Source organism: Mesorhizobium sp. P3_B5 (genome assembly GCF_056402815.1).
Map to the genome: position 1 here is coordinate 168,044 of NZ_JBFUGR010000008.1, position 15,734 is coordinate 183,777.

General features: G+C 62.0%; 17 protein-coding genes. 5 read left to right on the forward strand and 12 right to left on the reverse strand.

Annotated elements, in window-relative coordinates:
- Positions 1-4: 4 nt before the first annotated feature.
- From AC1DVW_RS20895 to AC1DVW_RS20945, 11 genes are all read right to left on the reverse strand, one after another.
- Positions 5-1,258 carry a sarcosine oxidase subunit beta family protein gene (locus tag AC1DVW_RS20895; RefSeq protein WP_477271643.1) on the reverse strand — a complete coding sequence of 418 codons (1,254 nt, stop codon included), beginning with the start codon at positions 1,256-1,258 and terminating at the stop codon, positions 5-7.
- Positions 1,259-1,293: 35 nt separating this feature from the next.
- Entirely contained in the window at positions 1,294-2,601 is a 1,308-nt protein-coding gene (gene glnT / locus AC1DVW_RS20900; protein WP_477271645.1) for a type III glutamate--ammonia ligase, read from the reverse strand.
- A 41-nt stretch (positions 2,602-2,642) separates the two neighbouring features.
- Positions 2,643-3,971, reverse strand: coding sequence for an FMN-binding glutamate synthase family protein (locus tag AC1DVW_RS20905; RefSeq protein WP_477243326.1), 1,329 nt, complete (start codon positions 3,969-3,971; stop codon positions 2,643-2,645).
- Positions 3,972-3,977: 6 nt separating this feature from the next.
- Entirely contained in the window at positions 3,978-4,709 is a 732-nt protein-coding gene (locus AC1DVW_RS20910) for a GltB/FmdC/FwdC-like GXGXG domain-containing protein (RefSeq protein ID WP_477325557.1), read from the reverse strand.
- A gap of 4 nt (positions 4,710-4,713) precedes the next feature.
- A complete protein-coding gene (locus AC1DVW_RS20915; protein ID WP_477271651.1) occupies positions 4,714-5,610 on the reverse strand; it encodes a class II glutamine amidotransferase in 897 nt (298 codons plus the stop codon).
- 83 nt (positions 5,611-5,693) lie between these two features.
- Positions 5,694-6,023 carry a hypothetical protein gene (locus AC1DVW_RS20920; RefSeq protein ID WP_477271653.1) on the reverse strand — a complete coding sequence of 110 codons (330 nt, stop codon included), beginning with the start codon at positions 6,021-6,023 and terminating at the stop codon, positions 5,694-5,696.
- Complete coding sequence (locus tag AC1DVW_RS20925; protein WP_477325559.1) at positions 6,020-6,709, reverse strand: hypothetical protein; 690 nt, start codon at positions 6,707-6,709, stop codon at positions 6,020-6,022. The genes AC1DVW_RS20920 and AC1DVW_RS20925 overlap by 4 nt, the downstream gene beginning before the upstream one ends.
- Before the next feature lie 45 nt (positions 6,710-6,754).
- Positions 6,755-8,149: an APC family permease gene (locus tag AC1DVW_RS20930; protein ID WP_477243334.1), complete on the reverse strand. Its 1,395-nt coding sequence runs from the start codon at positions 8,147-8,149 to the stop codon at positions 6,755-6,757.
- Between the two features lie 14 nt (positions 8,150-8,163).
- Positions 8,164-8,325, reverse strand: coding sequence for a hypothetical protein (locus AC1DVW_RS20935; protein ID WP_477243336.1), 162 nt, complete (start codon positions 8,323-8,325; stop codon positions 8,164-8,166).
- Between the two features lie 19 nt (positions 8,326-8,344).
- Positions 8,345-8,722: a hypothetical protein gene (locus AC1DVW_RS20940; protein WP_477243337.1), complete on the reverse strand. Its 378-nt coding sequence runs from the start codon at positions 8,720-8,722 to the stop codon at positions 8,345-8,347.
- An 11-nt stretch (positions 8,723-8,733) separates the two neighbouring features.
- Positions 8,734-9,021 (reverse strand): hypothetical protein, encoded by a 288-nt coding sequence (locus AC1DVW_RS20945; protein WP_477243339.1) that lies wholly within the window; start codon positions 9,019-9,021, stop codon positions 8,734-8,736.
- Between the two features lie 286 nt (positions 9,022-9,307).
- On the opposite strand from AC1DVW_RS20945, the gene AC1DVW_RS20950 reads away from it, so the two are divergent.
- Genes AC1DVW_RS20950 through AC1DVW_RS20965 form a run of 4 tightly spaced genes read left to right on the forward strand, consistent with a single transcriptional unit; the run spans position 9,308 to position 13,090 of the window.
- Positions 9,308-10,441, forward strand: a complete 1,134-nt coding sequence (locus AC1DVW_RS20950; protein WP_477325561.1) for an aminomethyl transferase family protein — start codon at positions 9,308-9,310, stop codon at positions 10,439-10,441.
- Positions 10,442-10,481: 40 nt separating this feature from the next.
- The gene (locus AC1DVW_RS20955; protein WP_477325563.1) at positions 10,482-11,078 is read left to right on the forward strand and encodes a dimethylamine monooxygenase subunit DmmA family protein; all 597 of its coding nucleotides are present in this window, start codon (positions 10,482-10,484) and stop codon (positions 11,076-11,078) included.
- Positions 11,075-12,040: a PDR/VanB family oxidoreductase gene (locus tag AC1DVW_RS20960; protein WP_477325565.1), complete on the forward strand. Its 966-nt coding sequence runs from the start codon at positions 11,075-11,077 to the stop codon at positions 12,038-12,040. Before AC1DVW_RS20955 ends, AC1DVW_RS20960 begins: the two co-directional genes overlap by 4 nt.
- A 9-nt stretch (positions 12,041-12,049) precedes the next feature.
- Positions 12,050-13,090 (forward strand): heme-dependent oxidative N-demethylase family protein, encoded by a 1,041-nt coding sequence (locus AC1DVW_RS20965; protein WP_477271663.1) that lies wholly within the window; start codon positions 12,050-12,052, stop codon positions 13,088-13,090.
- Positions 13,091-13,303: 213 nt separating this feature from the next.
- On the opposite strand, the gene AC1DVW_RS20970 is transcribed toward AC1DVW_RS20965, so the two are convergent.
- The gene (locus AC1DVW_RS20970; protein ID WP_477325567.1) at positions 13,304-14,023 is read right to left on the reverse strand and encodes a helix-turn-helix domain-containing protein; all 720 of its coding nucleotides are present in this window, start codon (positions 14,021-14,023) and stop codon (positions 13,304-13,306) included.
- A gap of 344 nt (positions 14,024-14,367) precedes the next feature.
- On the opposite strand from AC1DVW_RS20970, the gene AC1DVW_RS20975 reads away from it, so the two are divergent.
- Positions 14,368-15,726: an NAD(P)-binding domain-containing protein gene (locus AC1DVW_RS20975; RefSeq protein WP_477325569.1), complete on the forward strand. Its 1,359-nt coding sequence runs from the start codon at positions 14,368-14,370 to the stop codon at positions 15,724-15,726.
- Positions 15,727-15,734 lie beyond the last annotated feature (8 nt).

A 15,734-nucleotide genomic window follows, 5' to 3' on the forward strand; every position in this document is an offset into this window, starting at 1 on the left:
GCCTTCAATGCAGGTTCGGTTGGGCGCCCTGGCCCTTTTCGTCGATCATTGCACCGCGCCGGAAACGGTCGAGGCGGAACTTTGCGGCTTCAACATGCGACTCGTCTCGCGCCAGAAGATGGGCAAAGACGAAGCCGGAGCCGGGCGTCGCCTTGAAGCCGCCATAGCACCAGCCGGCATTGAGATAGAGCCCGTCGACCGGGCTCTTGTCGATGATCGGCGAGCCATCCATCGACATGTCCATGATGCCGCCCCACTGGCGCAGCAGGCGCACGCGGCCGATCATCGGCATCAGCGCCATTCCGCCCTCGCAGACGTCTTCCATCACCGGCAAATTGCCGCGCTGGGCATAGGAATTGTAGCCGTCTATATCGCCGCCGAAGACGAGCCCGCCCTTGTCGGACTGGCTGACATAGAAATGGCCGGCGCCGAAGGTCATGACACCGGGGATCAGCGGCTTGATCGCCTCGGAGACGAAGGCCTGAAGCACATGGCTTTCGATCGGCAGCCGCAACCCGGCCATCGCTGCGACGCGCGAGGTGCTGCCGGCAACCGCCATGCCGACCTTGCCGGCGCCGATCTTGCCGCGCGAGGTCTCGACGCCGGTCACCTTGCCGTTGGCGTCTCTGACAAAGCCGGTGACCTCGCAATTCTGGATGATGTCGACGCCGAGTGCGCTCGCTGCATGGGCGTAGCCCCAGACCACGGCATCGTGACGCGCCGTGCCGCCGCGCCGCTGCAACAGCCCGCCTTGCACCGGAAAGCGTGCATTGTCGAAGTTCAGGAACGGGATCATCTTTTTGATCGCCGGGAGGTCAAGCAGTTCGGCATCGATGCCGTTGATCCGCATGGTGTTGCCGCGCCGCGCATAGGCGTCGCGTTGTGCGTCGGAGTGATAGAGATTGAGGACGCCGCGCTGGCTGACCATCGTGTTGTAGTTGAGATCCTGCTCCATCCGCTCCCACAGCTTCATCGACAATTCGTAGAAGCCGGTATTCCCGGGAAGGCCGTAATTGGAGCGAATGATGGTGGTGTTGCGGCCGGCATTGCCGGAACCGATCCAGCCCTTTTCGAGCACGGCGACATTCTTGATGCCGTACTCGCTGGCCAGGAACCATGCCGTCGCCAGGCCATGGCCGCCGCCGCCGATGATCACCACATCGTAGCGGTCTTTCGGCGTGGCGTCGCGCCAGGTGCGCTGCCAGTTCTTGTGGCCGGAAAAGGCGGCGCGGGCGAGCGAGAAGATCGAGTATTTCATAAATTCATTCCGAGGTCGCTCGCACCGCTGGGACGTTAGATATCCAGCGTGTGGTCACGCTCCCATTGCGTGAAGTGCGAAGCATAGGAATTCCATTCCTGGTGCTTCAGCTTTAGGTAGGCCGCCGAGAATTCCTCACCCAGCGCCGCCTTCAGCGATTTGTCCTTGTCGAACTCACGCAACGCATCGAGCAGGTTGAGCGGCAGTTTTGGCGCGCCCTTCACCGTATGCCCGAACTGGTACATGTCGATGTCGTAGCGCTTGCCGGGATCGGCCTTGGAGCGGATGCCGTCGAGACCGGCGGCGATGATGACGGCCTGCAGCAGATACGGGTTGGCCGCACCGTCGGGCAGGCGCAGTTCGAAGCGGCCGGGGCCGGGCACGCGCACCATATGGGTGCGGTTGTTGCCGGTCCAGGTCACCGTGTTCGGCGCCCAGGTCGCGCCCGAAATGGTGCGCGGTGCGTTGATGCGCTTGTAGGAATTGACCGTCGGGTTGGTGATCGCGGCAAGCGCGGAGGCATGCTTCATGATGCCGCCGAGGAAATTCTTGCCCTTGGCGGAAAGGCCGAGCTCCATCGCATTGTCGGCAAAGACATTGGTTTTGCCCGCCTTGTCCCAGACCGAGATGTGGGCGTGGCAGCCATTGCCGGTCAGGCCCTGGAAGGGTTTCGGCATGAAGGTGGCGCGCAGGCCGTGCTTCTCGGCGACCGACTTGACCATGAACTTGAAGAAGGAGTGCTTGTCGGCGGTGGCGAGCGCATCGTCGAAGGCCCAGTTCATCTCGAACTGGCCATTGGCGTCCTCATGGTCGTTCTGGTAGGCGCCCCAGCCGAGCGCCAGCATGTGGTCGCAGATCTCGGCGATGACATCGTAGCGGCGCATCACCGCTTGCTGGTCGTAGCAGGGCTTCGACGCGGTGTCGTACTCGTCGGATATCGTTTTGCCGTCCGGCGAGATCAGGAAGAACTCGGCCTCGACGCCGGTCTTGACATGCATGCCGTCGCTCGCCGCCTCGGCAATCAGCCGCCGCAGCGTGTTGCGTGGCGTCTGGTCGACTTCCTTGTCGTCCATGATGCAGTTGGCGGCGACCCAGGCGACCTCTGGCTTCCATGGCAGCTGGATGACCGAGTCCGGATCCGGCACCGCCAGCATGTCGGGATGCGCCGGCGTCAGGTCGAGCCAGGTGGCGAAACCGGCAAAGCCGGCACCGTCCTTCTGCATGTCGGCGATGGCTTGCGCCGGCACCAGCTTGGCACGCTGCCCACCGAACAGGTCGGTGTAGGAAATCATGAAATATTTGACGCCGTTCTCTTTGGCGAAGGCGGCGAGATCGTTCCCCATTATAGTTCCTCGCTTGATGGTATTTTTGCTATTCGGATGTCTTAGAAGCCGTTCTTCCCCGGTATCCAGTTGGTGCCGGCCAGCGGCACGCCGGCCATGGCGGCGGCTTCGATGGTGAGCGCGACGAGATCCTCGGGCTCGAGATTGTGCAGGCTGTTCTTGCCGCAGGCGCGAGCGATGGTCTGCGCTTCCAGCGTCATCACCTTCAGATAGTTCGCCAGCCGCCGTCCGGCGGCGATCGGGTCGACCCGCTTCATCAGTTCTGGGTCCTGCGTCGTGATGCCCGCGGGGTCGCGCCCCTCGTGCCAGTCGTCATAGGCGCCAGCCGTGGTGCCGAGCTCGTTGTACTCGGCCTCCCAGCGTGGGTCGTTGTCGCCGAGCGCGACAAGCGCTGCCGTGCCGATGGAAACCGCGTCGACGCCGAGCGCCAGCGCCTTGGCGACATCGGCACCGTTGCGGATGCCGCCGGAGACGATCAGCTGCACCTTGCGGTGCATGCCCAGATCCTGCAGCGCCTGTACCGCCGGCCTGATGCAGGCAAGCGTCGGCTGGCCGACATTTTCGATGAACACTTCCTGGGTGGCCGCGGTGCCGCCCTGCATGCCGTCGACGACGACGACATCGGCGCCGGCTTTCACCGCAAGGGCGGTGTCGTAATAGGGCCGCGCGCCGCCGACCTTGACGTAGATCGGCTTTTCCCAGTCGGTGATTTCGCGCAGTTCGAGGATCTTGATCTCGAGATCGTCGGGCCCGGTCCAGTCGGGATGGCGCGAGGCCGAACGTTGGTCGATGCCTTTCGGCAGCGTGCGCATTTCGGCGACACGGTCGGAAATTTTTTGGCCAAGCAACATGCCGCCGCCGCCGGGCTTGGCGCCCTGGCCGACGACCACTTCGATGGCATCGGCGCGGCGCAGGTCGCGCGGGTTCATGCCGTAACGCGAGGGCAGGTACTGATAGACCAGTTGCTTGGAATGGCCGCGCTCTTCCTCGGTCATGCCGCCATCGCCGGTGGTGGTCGAGGTGCCCGACAAGGTCGCGCCACGGCCCAGCGCTTCTTTCGCCGGGCCGGACAGCGAACCGAAGCTCATGCCGGCAATGGTGATCGGGATCTTCAGCTCGATCGGCTTCTTGGCATAGCGCGAGCCGAGCACGACGCTGGTGTCGCAGCGCTCGCGATAGCCTTCCAGCGGATAGCGCGAGATCGAGGCGCCAAGGAACAGCAGGTCATCGAAATGCGGCAGCTTGCGCTTGGCGCCGGCACCACGGATGTCATAGATGCCGGTCGCCGCGGCGCGGCGGATTTCAGAAAGCGTGTAGTCGTCGAAGGTCGCGGATTTGCGCGGCGTCGTCGGCGGGTTGCGATAGGTCATGCTGCCTCAATACGCGTCGGCGTTGTCGATATTGAAATTGTAGAGCGTGCGCGCCGAGCCGTAGCGCTTGAACTCGGACGGCTTGACCCCGGTCACGCCGGCGCGCTCGAGCAGGCCCTTCAGCAGCTCCAGATGGTCGGGCCGCATCTCCTTGGCGATGCAGTCGGCACCCAGGCTGTCGACCTTGCCGCGCACAAACAGCCGCGCCTCGTAGATGGAGTCGCCCAGCGCATCGCCAGCGTCGCCCAGCACCACCAGATTGCCCGACTGCGCCATGAACGCCGACATGTGCCCGATATTGCCATGCACGACGATGTCGATGCCCTTCATCGAAATGCCGCAGCGCGACGAGGCATTACCCTCGATGACCAGCAGCCCGCCCCTGCCGGTGGCGCCGGCATACTGGCTGGCATCGCCTTTGATGGTGATCGAGCCCGACATCATGTTTTCGCCGACACCCGGTCCGGCCGAGCCGTGCACGGTGATCGTGGCGCCATCATTCATGCCGGCACAATAATAGCCGACGCTGCCGCGCACATCGATGGTGACCGGCTGGTCGACGCCGACGGCGACCGAATGGTTGCCCTTCGGGTTCAGCACTTCCCAGGCCGTTTCGTTCGACCCGGGGGTCAGACTGTGCAGGGCCTGGTTGAGCTCGCGCAACGACAGCTCGTCGAGGTCGAAGACCCTCGCAGCGTGGTCGTGCGTCACCGTCTTTGAAAGTTTCGTTGCCGGCATGAACTCAATGCTCCCAGAAATAAACGGTCGCGGGCTCGGGTTCCCAGACCTTGGCGCCGTCTATGCCGGGCAGTTTGGTGAGCGCGCGATACTCCGAGCCGAAGGCGACATACTGGTCGGTCTCGGCCATGACGGCAGGCTTGCAGGCGATCGGATCGCGCACCACGCCAAAGCCGTTCTTGGTGCCGACGACGAAGGTGAAGAAGCCGTCGAGGTCGGAGAGCGTGCCCTCCAACGCCTCGCCGAGGTTCTTGCCATGCGCCATCTGTGACGAGAGATAGGCGGCGGCGACCTCGGTGTCGTTCTCGGTCTCGAACTTCATGCCTTCGCGGATCAGTTCGCGGCGGACATTGTTGTGGTTGGACAGCGAGCCATTGTGCACAAGGCATTGGTCGGCGCCGGTCGAGAACGGATGCGCGCCCATTGTCGTCACCGCCGATTCCGTAGCCATGCGGGTATGGCCGATACCATGCGTGCCGGTCATGCTGCGGACGTCGAAACGGTCGACGACCGCCTCGGGCAACCCGACTTCCTTATAGATCTCGACAACGTCGCCGGCGCCCATGATCCGGATGTCGGGGCGCAGCGCCTGGATGGCCTCGCGCGCTTCGTCGATCTTAGCCGGCGTGGTCCTGACGACGGCGTGGGTCGATTTCACGCTGATCGTCACCGGCGTGCCGATGGCCTTGGCCAGTTCGGCGTCGAGGCCGCGAAAATCGCGCTCCGGCTTGGCCGACTGGATGGTGATCTTGGCTTCATTCCTGGCAGGCGCGCCATAGATGGCGATGCCGGCGCTGTCGGGACCGCGATCGCTGAGCGAGATCAGCATCTGCGACAGCATCGCGCCGAGCTGGGGCTCAAGCGACTTGTCCTTCAAAAACAGTCCGACGATTCCGCACATGTCAGGCTCCCGAGGTTGTTCCCTTGGAGATGTATCGAATGAGTCCCGGAAATTCAATTGGTATGAAAAAAATATTCCTCTCGTTATATGTCAACCTGTGCATCGCCGCCCGGACTATCGCCGCCCGTGCGGGCGCTGTGGACCCATTTGGCGGTGCGGATGCGGGCGATCTTGTAAGCGTCGAGCACCGACAAGGCGTAGATCAGGAAGCCGCCGGCATGGCGACCGACAAAGGAGGCGTCAGGCGGCGCGATCTTGGCCGTCACCCAGGCCAGGATCACCATGAAGAAAAGAAACTGCAAACCGCGCACCGGCACACCCAGAATGACATGCCCGCTTGCCGGCAAAACAATCGCGGCGCCAAGCACCAGATACGGATTTGCCGGTGCGGGTGAGGTTGTGGAACTGGTCATGCCGCCTGCCGTTCGCGTTGATTGATGGCATCGCGCAGCGCCGATGCCGAAATCAGCAATTTTTCGATCAATGCCGGCTCGAGCCTGGCGCCGCCGAATTCAGCCTGCCGGAACACGCCATAGCGCGCCCGCTCGGCCTCCGCCAGCAGCCAGACGATGCGCACGCCTTTCGGGGTGATCAGCAGTTCCTTGGCGCGCCCCTCGGCAAAGATCTCGAGATGATTGGCGATGGTATCCTGCGGGAAGCGCACGCCTTTGCGGTCGGTTCGCACCACCGCCTCGGCTGGAAAGTCAGAGACCTTAGGCAGCGTGTGGTCGAGATGATCGAAATTGGAAAATGTCGTCGGCGAACCCGGCCGCATCATCATGTCGAAAGTGCCAGGCACCGCGACCGGTTCGGTGATCGAGACGGACAGCCAGCGGGCAGGGAGCTTTCTCGTCGCCAGCGTGTCGACAATGGTGCGCACTTGCACACGTTGGCCCTTCCACGAGCCGGCAAAGGTAACGACACCGGCGGCACCATCCGAGATGTTGACTGCATCTGCAATGACGGTGCGGACGCCGGCTTCTTCGGCAACCAGTGCGGCCATGGCCTTTTTGCCATTGGCGCGCGCAAGCCAGGCGAGGTGAACGACGAGTGCCAGGGCGATGAGCCCGGCCAGCAATGCTGACGTCACTTCAAACACCTCGTCAAACCAGGCCCGCCCCAGGGGCGAGCACCCTTACCTCGTTCAATAGCCCTGTGGCTTCGGCCACGGCATGGTGAACTGATCGCCGCGGCGCACGAATTTGTAGCGGTAGAAGTGGAACCACAGCGAGATCAGGAAGTAGAAGGCGACCATGGCGATCAGCTGCGAGCCGAAGCCGAGGAAGATGGCAAAGAAGGTCACCACGCACAGGCAGAACAGCACAATCGCCGGCAGCGGATGGAAGGGATGCGTATATCCCCGGCGGATCGAGCCAAGCGGCCACTTCTTCCTGAACATGACGATGTTGATGCTCATGAAGGTGTATTGCAGCACGCCCGACAGGATCGAAAAGGTGATCGCCTGGTTGAGGTCGGCGATGAAGGCGAAGGCGAGCGCGATCGGCAGTAGGAACAGGATCGAGCGGTAGGGCGTGCGGTATTTAGGATGCACAGCCGAGAACCAGGTCGGCAGATAGCGGTCGCGGCCGAGCGAGAACCAGGCCCGCGCGGCGTCGTTGATGCAGCCATTGGCGGAGGCGATGGCCGCAAGCAGCGTGGCGATGAACAATAGGTTCTCCAGCAGCGGGCTGCCGGTCAACTTGCCCGCGTCCCACAGCGGGTAGTAGGTGATTCCCAGATACTCCCACGGCATCATCGAAGCGCAGACATACCAGGTCATGGCGGCGGCGATCAAAAGCGTGATCATGCCGGCCATGGTGCCGTAGGGCAGCGAGCGGGCCGGCGAGCGCACTTCCTCGGCCGCCTGCGTGGTGCCCTCGATGCCGAGATAGTACCAGATGCCGAACTGGAAGGCGGCGATGACGCCGATCCAGCCGTAGGGCAGGGCGTTGCCGGGGGTAACCAGTTCGTTGAGCTTCAGCACGGCACCTTGCGTCCACGGGCTGACCGAGAAAAACAGGATGACGATCGAGACATAGGCGATCGCGGTGACGACGAAATTGACGTTGAGCGTCATCAGCACGCCGCGATAGTTCAGCCACGCCAGCACGACGATGGTGGCGGCGATGAATGAATTGTGGGTGAGCCCTTCGACGCCCGCCTTGGCGACGATGGTATCGCCGAGCAGAATGGCGTCCGAGACTTCGAGCATGGTGTAGGCAAAGACCAGGAACAGCGCGACGTTGAACGCCATCAGCGGCCCGACAATGTGCTTGGCCTGCGCGTACTGGCCGCCAGCGGCGGCGACGGTCGAGGTGACCTCGGAATCGATCATGGCGACCGAGGTGTAGAGCAGCCCGACGATCCAGCAGACGATCAGCGCCGCCAGCGCGCCGCCCTTGTCGGCCGAGAAATTCCAGCCGGTGAACTCGCCGACCAGAACGATGCCGACGCCGAGTGCCCAGACATGGGCCGGGCCGAGCACCCTGAGCAGTGAAACCCTGTCGCCGTGGATCGTGGGTTCAAGCGCCATCGTCATTGATCAATCCCCACTCAGATCCGGTGTTCTTCGGAGGCGGCTTCAAGTTCGCCTTCACGTGACGAGGTCAAAACCTCTTCGGAGAATGTCGTGTCGATCTTGAACCAGTCGTAAAGCATCCACAGCGTGAGCACGATCGAGATGCCCCACGATGCATAAGAGAGTGCGGTCCACATGATGATGCTTCCCCGGGTTTTACTTGTCGTCGAACTTTTCGTTGATGACGTCGCGATATTCGCGATCGGAGGCGCGGAACAGGAAGACGAAATAACCGATCAGCACCGCGGCCATGATGATCAGCGTCGGCCAGTCGATGACATAGTGGAAGTGGTTCTGGATGATGTCGTGCGCGGTCTCGGGCGTGTAGCCGAGCTTTTCCCAGATCGACGCCATGGTTGGATTCTGGCCCAGCGATTCCCACGTCTTGGTATCGAGTGCGTCGATGGATTTCGCCGCCCCGGCCAGCCCCAGTTTCAGCGGCAGCCACAGCGCCACGAAAATGGCGACCACCACGACGATGATATCGAAGATCTGCCCGGCCTTGCTTTGCAACGGCGGCGTGTAGCGCGGCATCTCTATTCCCCTCAGGACTTGCGGTTGCGGAACGCGTCGGCGTTCTTGATGTCGAGCCCGTAGATGAAGTCCTTATCTTCCTTGTAGTGACTGACCATCGCCAGGATGGCGGCTGTGTTGAAGATCAGCACGGCGGCGGCGGCAATTGCGACGACGATCTTGATCCCGGTGTCCGGGATGTATGGCCATGTCATGATGAGGACGAAGAGGATCGTCGCCCACAGGCAGACGATCAGGAGTACCGATCCGCGCACGTCGGAACGGTACAGCGCTTCGATGCGCTGTTGCAGGTCTGACATCGGTTTTTCCCCTTTTCCAGCGCCCGGCCCCGAATTGGCCGCCCGCTGCCCTCTTTCAACAGAGTGAAATTTTTTTCATAAATTCAGACCGAATTCCGCAATTGTCAAGCCGAATTTACGTGGGGTTAACCGTTTGTCCCCAACCACGAATCTTGCCTGACAATGAAATTATTTGCTTATGGGTATTGCGGCATCCGAACGTTTGCGGTCAATATTCGCTCAAAGCCCCCGCCGCTGCGCAGGGGGCAGGGAACGCAATAGAGTTTTCGAAACGGAGGACGAGCGGATGACGGCATCCTGGAGATTTTCGACCCTGGCGGATCGCCACCGCGCGCTCGGCTCGAAGCTCGAAGACTGGAGCGGCATGGGAACCGCATGGACCTACGACAAGGATGCCGACGAGGAGTATATCGCCATCCGCACCAAGGCCGGGCTGATGGACGTCTCGGGCCTGAAGAAGGTTCATATCACCGGGCCGCACGCCTCACACCTGATCGACCTTGCCACGACGCGCGACGTGGAAAAGATTTATCCCGGCAAGTCCGCCTATGCCTGCATGCTGAACGAGCAGGGCAAATTCACCGACGACTGCATCCTCTACCGCACCGGCCCCAACGCCTGGATGGTCGTGCATGGTTCGGGCACCGGCCATGAGGAATTGCAGCGCGCTTCGGTGGGCCGCGATGTCTCGCTGCGCTTCGACGACAATCTGCATGACTTGTCGCTGCAGGGACCGACCGCGGTCGACTATCTGGCCAAGCATGTGCCTGGCATTCGCGACCTCAACTATTTCCATCACATGCAGACGCAGCTGTTCGGTTTTCCCGTCATGATCTCGCGCACCGGCTACACTGGCGAGCGCGGCTATGAGATCTTCTGCCGCGGCCAGGATGCCGGCACGATCTGGGACAGGATCCTCGACGAGGGCAAGAGCGCCGGCATCATCCCCTGCCGTTTCACCACGCTCGATATGCTGCGCGTCGAAAGTTATCTGCTGTTCTATCCCTACGACAATTCGCAAAAATATCCGTTCGACAATGAAGGGCCTGGCGACACGCTGTGGGAACTCGGCCTCGACTTCACCGTCAGCCCGGGGAAGACCGGCTTCCGCGGCGCCGAGGAGCACTATCGCCTCAAGGGCAAGGAGCGCTTCAAGATCTTCGGCGTGCTGCTCGAAGGCAACGAGCCGGCCGACGAGGGCGCGCCGGTCTATCGCGACGGCAAGAAGGTCGGCGTCGTGACCTGCGCCATGTATTCGCCACTGGTCAAGAAATCGATGGGCATCGCCCGGCTCGACGTCGACTGCGCGGTCCAGGGCACCAAGCTCGAAATCCGCAACAAGAGCGGGGCGATCAAGGCGACGGCTGAGCCGCTTCCCTTCGACGACCCGAAGAAGACCAAGCGCACGGCGAAAGGCTGAGGCATAGTCAGCGGCGAGGGGTTCGAGGCATAAACAGAGAATGGCAGCCAAAAGCATCATCAGCCGGCCCGTTTACGGAACCTTGTCTCTGCAGCCCGGCAAGCACCATCTTTTCGTGGCGGATGCGGAGGGTGCGCTGGCGATATCCGAATTGGCCGCCAGGGCGCCGGCGGATTTCTTCGGTGACGCCCACATCATCTTCATCCCCGACCATGACGGCAAACATGTCGCTACGCTCAAGGCCCTGAAGCCGGCGCAGTTCTATCAGAGCCCTTCCTTCGCCAGCGCGCTGCCACGACTGAAACAGACGCTGACCAACGCGCATATGGGCCTGCGCCTCTATCTCGCCGGCACTGAAGGGCTGATCGGCCAGGCCATGCAGGCAGCTCTTGAGGCCGGCATCGACCACACTTCGATTCAGACCGAGCACCGTGGCTCGCTGGCGCGCCGCATGCAATGCGTCCACTGCAAGGGCATCACCGAGAACGTGACGACACAGCCGGCGACCTGTGCGCATTGCGGCCTCCTGCTGTTGGTTCGCGATCACTATTCAAGGCGCATCGCCGCCTTCCAGGGCGTCTGCATCAACGCCGAGGACCGCAGCGAAATTCCTCCTTTGGAGGAGATATTTCCATGAGCACCGGCACAACCAAACTCGATGTCGTGGTTAGCGATGTCGTTCCGGTCAACGATCTGGTGACGCGCTACCATTTTCGCCGGCGTGACGGCCAGCTGTTGCCGACATTTTCCGGCGGCGCCCATGTCGTCGTCGAAATGCGCGATGGCGAGCGCACCCGGCTCAATCCCTATTCGCTGATGGGCTCGCCGCTCAACACAAGCGAATACACCATCTCGGTGCGCCGCGACGACGTCGGCCGCGGCGGCTCGCTGTTCATGCACCGGTCCGTCAAGCCGGGGCTGGAGATGGTGATCAGCTACCCGGTCAACTTGTTCTCGCTCGACCTGCGCGCCAAAAAACATTTGATGCTGGCCGGCGGCATCGGCATCACGCCGTTCATGGCGCAGACCGCGCAACTGGCGGCCGAAGGCGGCAATTTCGAATTGCACTACACCTGCCGCACCGCTTCGCTCGGAACCTATGCCGATGTTCTCAGGGAGCGCTATGACCGCCGCATCAGGCTCTATCACGACGATCGCGACGAGCGCATCGAGCTCGACCGCCTGCTCTCCTCCCAGCCGCTCGGCACGCACCTCTATGTCTGTGGCCCCTCGGGCATGATTGGCTGGGTGCGCGACCGCGCAGCTGCACTCGGCTGGCCATCGGAGACGGTGCATTTCGAACATTTCGCCGCGCCGCAGCCGGGCGCGCCCTTCGATGTCACGCTCGCCGTCAGCGGCAAGACGATCCGCGTCGGCGAGCAGCAGAGCCTGCTCGAGGCGATCGAGGCCGCCGGCGTCGATCCGCCCTATCTCTGCCGCGGCGGCGTCTGCGGCCAGTGCGAAACCAACGTTATCTCATATGACGGCAAGTTCATCCACAACGACCACTGGCTGAGCGAGGAAGACCACAGCTCCGGCTGCAAGATCATGCCGTGCGTCTCGCGCTTCGAGGGCCGGTCGCTGGTGCTGGAACGGTAGGAGGAAATCATGGGCATCACCTTTCGCAAGGAAACGTTCCGCGACGATTTCACCTTCAGGAACAGCCCGGAACACATCAGGCGGTTTCCGTTTCCGTTCCACGAAGACAGCTACATGTATGCGGTCAATATCGAGCCGCATGTCCTGGGGCCGAAGGGCAGCGTGCTGGAAAACCTGATCGACGTCGACGAGCACTATGTCGCCGAGATGCAGGACCGTGCGCTGGTACTGGCCGAGGATCCGCTGCGCTGCCAGTCGCTGCCGCATATGACGCTGGCCGGCTGGGACCTGCTCGAACTGCTGATGGAACAGCAGGCGCTCGGCTATCCCGAGCATTTCACGCTGACCCGCGACGGAGACCGCTGGCGCTGGATCAACCGGCCGCTCGGCATCGACGACAGCTTCACCTTCGGCGACACCTCGACGCTGCCTTACGGGCCGATGGAGTACATCACCCGGCAGAGCCAGGGCGATTTCTGCATCCTCGACCAGCGCGACGGCAATCTGTGGATGGATGCCGGCATGGTCACCACCCAGGCCGACTGGTCGCTCGATTTCGACATCGGCATGAATTTTTTCGAGTGGCACGCGCCGGTGCCGCTGGCGCATGAGAAGGGGATTTTTGTCAGGGCGCTGAAGTTCCTCACCAACATCCAGCAAGGCAAGCCGGCGCGGCGGCTGAACTGGACGATGACCATCAATCCGCGGCTCGACACCAGCCCGGAAAATTATCACAAATGGGGACCGGACCGCACCACCGTGACGCCGGACAATGTCGGCGACAAGGTGCATCTGCGCGTCGAACTGCAGAGCTTCTGGCGGCTGCCGCGCTCGAACGGCATCGTCTTCCCGATCCGCTGTTATCTGATCAAGATGGACGAACTGGTGACGCAGCCCAAATGGGCACGGCGCCTGCACCGCGTGATACGCGATCTTCCCGACGAGCTCGCCAATTACAAGGGCCTGACGCGGTATAGGCCGACACTGGTGGAATGGCTGTCGAAGTTGGATGACGGGAGTGCGACGAGCCCAGGGTTTGGGCCGGATTGAAGCTGCCGCCGAAGCTGCCAATCTCCCCCCTCGTGGGGGAGATGCCCGGCAGGGGCAGAGGGGGCGCGAAGGAACGCAAGCCTTGCCCAGCCTTGCTGAAAGACCACCAACCTCTGAGGTCGCTGCTAGACTACGATCGATTGATAAGTCGGCGGGACAGCGCCCCCCTCTGTCCTGCCGGACATCTCCCTCACGAGGGGGGAGATTGGCTACTTAGCCCGCGCTCTGCGGATAGCAAATAATCGACAAATACCGCATCGGCAGTTTCGTCAGTTGCTCCGGCCCATGCGGCGCGTCCGCATCGAAGAACAGGCTGTCGCCGGGCTTCATCGGATAGAGATTGCTGCCGTGCCGGTAAACGACCTCGCCCTCGAGCATGTAGAGGAATTCCATGCCCTCATGCTGGAAGGTCGGGAATACATCCGAATCCTCGGTCAGCGTGATCAGATAGGGCTCGACGACGACGCCGCTAGTGTTGGAGCCGATATGGCCGAGCAGATTGTACTGGTGGCCGGCGCGCGTGCCGCGGCGCTCGACATCGAGGCCTTCGCCGGCCTTGACGAAGACGGCACTGCGCTCCTCCTCGAAGCGGCGGAAGAAGGCGGTGACCGGAACGCCGAGCGCCCGCGACAGCGCCTGCAAAGTGGTCAGCGACGGCGAGGTGATGCCGTTTTCGATCTTCGACAGCATGCCCAGCGAAATGTCGGTGGCGACAGCCAGGTCAGCGACGGTGATGCCGAGCTTCTTGCGGAACGCCCTGACTTCACGGCCGATCGCCACCTCCAGCACCTTTTCGCGCGTGTCACGAATGGCATGCGGGTTCTGCGTCAGCGGCGCGCGGATGGTTCGCCCGTCCGTTGCCGCACCTTTCAGCGTCGCCTTGGTCTTGGCCACAGTGGGGCTGGGCTTGAGATCGGATGCTGTTTTCGCCATGTCACCGCCACCCCAGAACTCTGCAGATTTATTTCACTCAAGGTGAACATAATCGCTGCCGATACAGAAGCGCAACCGCCCCGACAAGCCATTTGCGGTCCATCCCCGTATTTTGCCGGCGCCGGCGATTGCGGTTTTTCACCAGAAGTTGCCCCGGCGAAACGCGGTTTTGCCACAAGGCCAGTTGACAGCATCAAAGGGGCAATTACTGTACTGTGAGTGAAATTTGTTTCGTAAGAGCAATTCCAGAAAGCGTGTGAAACGGTTTTCCGGGAAAAGCTCACAGCGCTTTCCCTTGGGAATTGCGTCAAAACAAAAGTCGAAATCAGATTGGGAGGCCCGGAATGAAAAGTCGTGTTGCCGTCATCGGAGCCGGACCGTCCGGCATGGCGCAGCTCAGGGCCTTCAAGTCGGCCGCCGACAAGGGCGCCGACATCCCCGAAATCGTCTGTTTCGAAAAGCAGTCGGACTGGGGCGGCCTGTGGAACTATACCTGGCGCACCGGCCTCGACGAGCATGGCGACCCGGTGCACGGCTCGATGTACCGCTATCTCTGGTCGAACGGGCCGAAGGAATGCCTGGAATTCGCCGACTACACATTCGAGGAGCATTTCGGCCGACCGATCGGCTCCTACCCGCCACGCGCCGTGCTGTGGGACTACATCAAGGGCCGCGTCGAGAAATCCGGCGTGCGCAAATGGGTGCGCTTCAACAGCCCGGTGCGCATGGTGACCTTCTCGGACACGACTAAGAAATTCACCGTCACCGCGCATGACCGCACCAACGACGTTACGTACTCTGAAGAGTTCGACAATGTCGTCGTCGCCTCCGGGCATTTTTCCGTGCCCAACGTGCCCTATTTCGAGGGCTTCGCCACCTTCAATGGCCGCATCCTGCACAGCCATGATTTCCGCGACGCCATGGAATTCAAGGGCAAGGACATATTGATCATGGGCCGTTCCTATTCGGCCGAGGACATCGGCTCGCAATGCTACAAATACGGCGCCAAATCGATCACCTCCAGCTACCGCTCGAAGCCCATGGGCTTCAAATGGCCGGAGAATTGGAAGGAAGTGCCGCTGCTGCAGAAGGTCGTCGGCAAGACCGCGCATTTCAAGGACGGCACATCAAAGGATGTCGACGCCATCATCCTGTGCACCGGCTACCTGCATTCCTTCCCGTTCCTCACCGAGGAGCTGAAGCTCAAGACCGCCAACCGCATGTGGCCGGACGGGCTCTATGAAGGCGTCGTCTGGGAGAAGAACCCGAAACTGTCCTTCATTGGCATGCAGGACCAGTTCTACACCTTCAACATGTTCGACGCGCAGGCCTGGTTCGCCCGCGACGTCATCATGGGCCGCATCAAACTGCCGTCGGCCGAGGCGATGGCCGCGCACGGCGCGAAATGGCGGGCGCGTGAGGAAACGCTGGAGGACGCCGAGCAGATGATCTGGTTCCAGGGCGACTACACCAAGGAATTGATGGAGCAGACCGACTATCCCGGCTTCGATGTCGAGGCGGTCAACCAGACTTTCATGGAATGGGAGCACCACAAGGCGGAAGACATTATGAGCTTCCGCGACCATGCCTACCGCTCGCTGATGACCGGCACCATGGCGCCGCTGCACCACACGCCGTGGCTGCAGGCGCTGGACGATTCGATGGAGAGCTATCTCGAGGTCAAGGGTGTCGCGGCGGAATAGCCGCGACC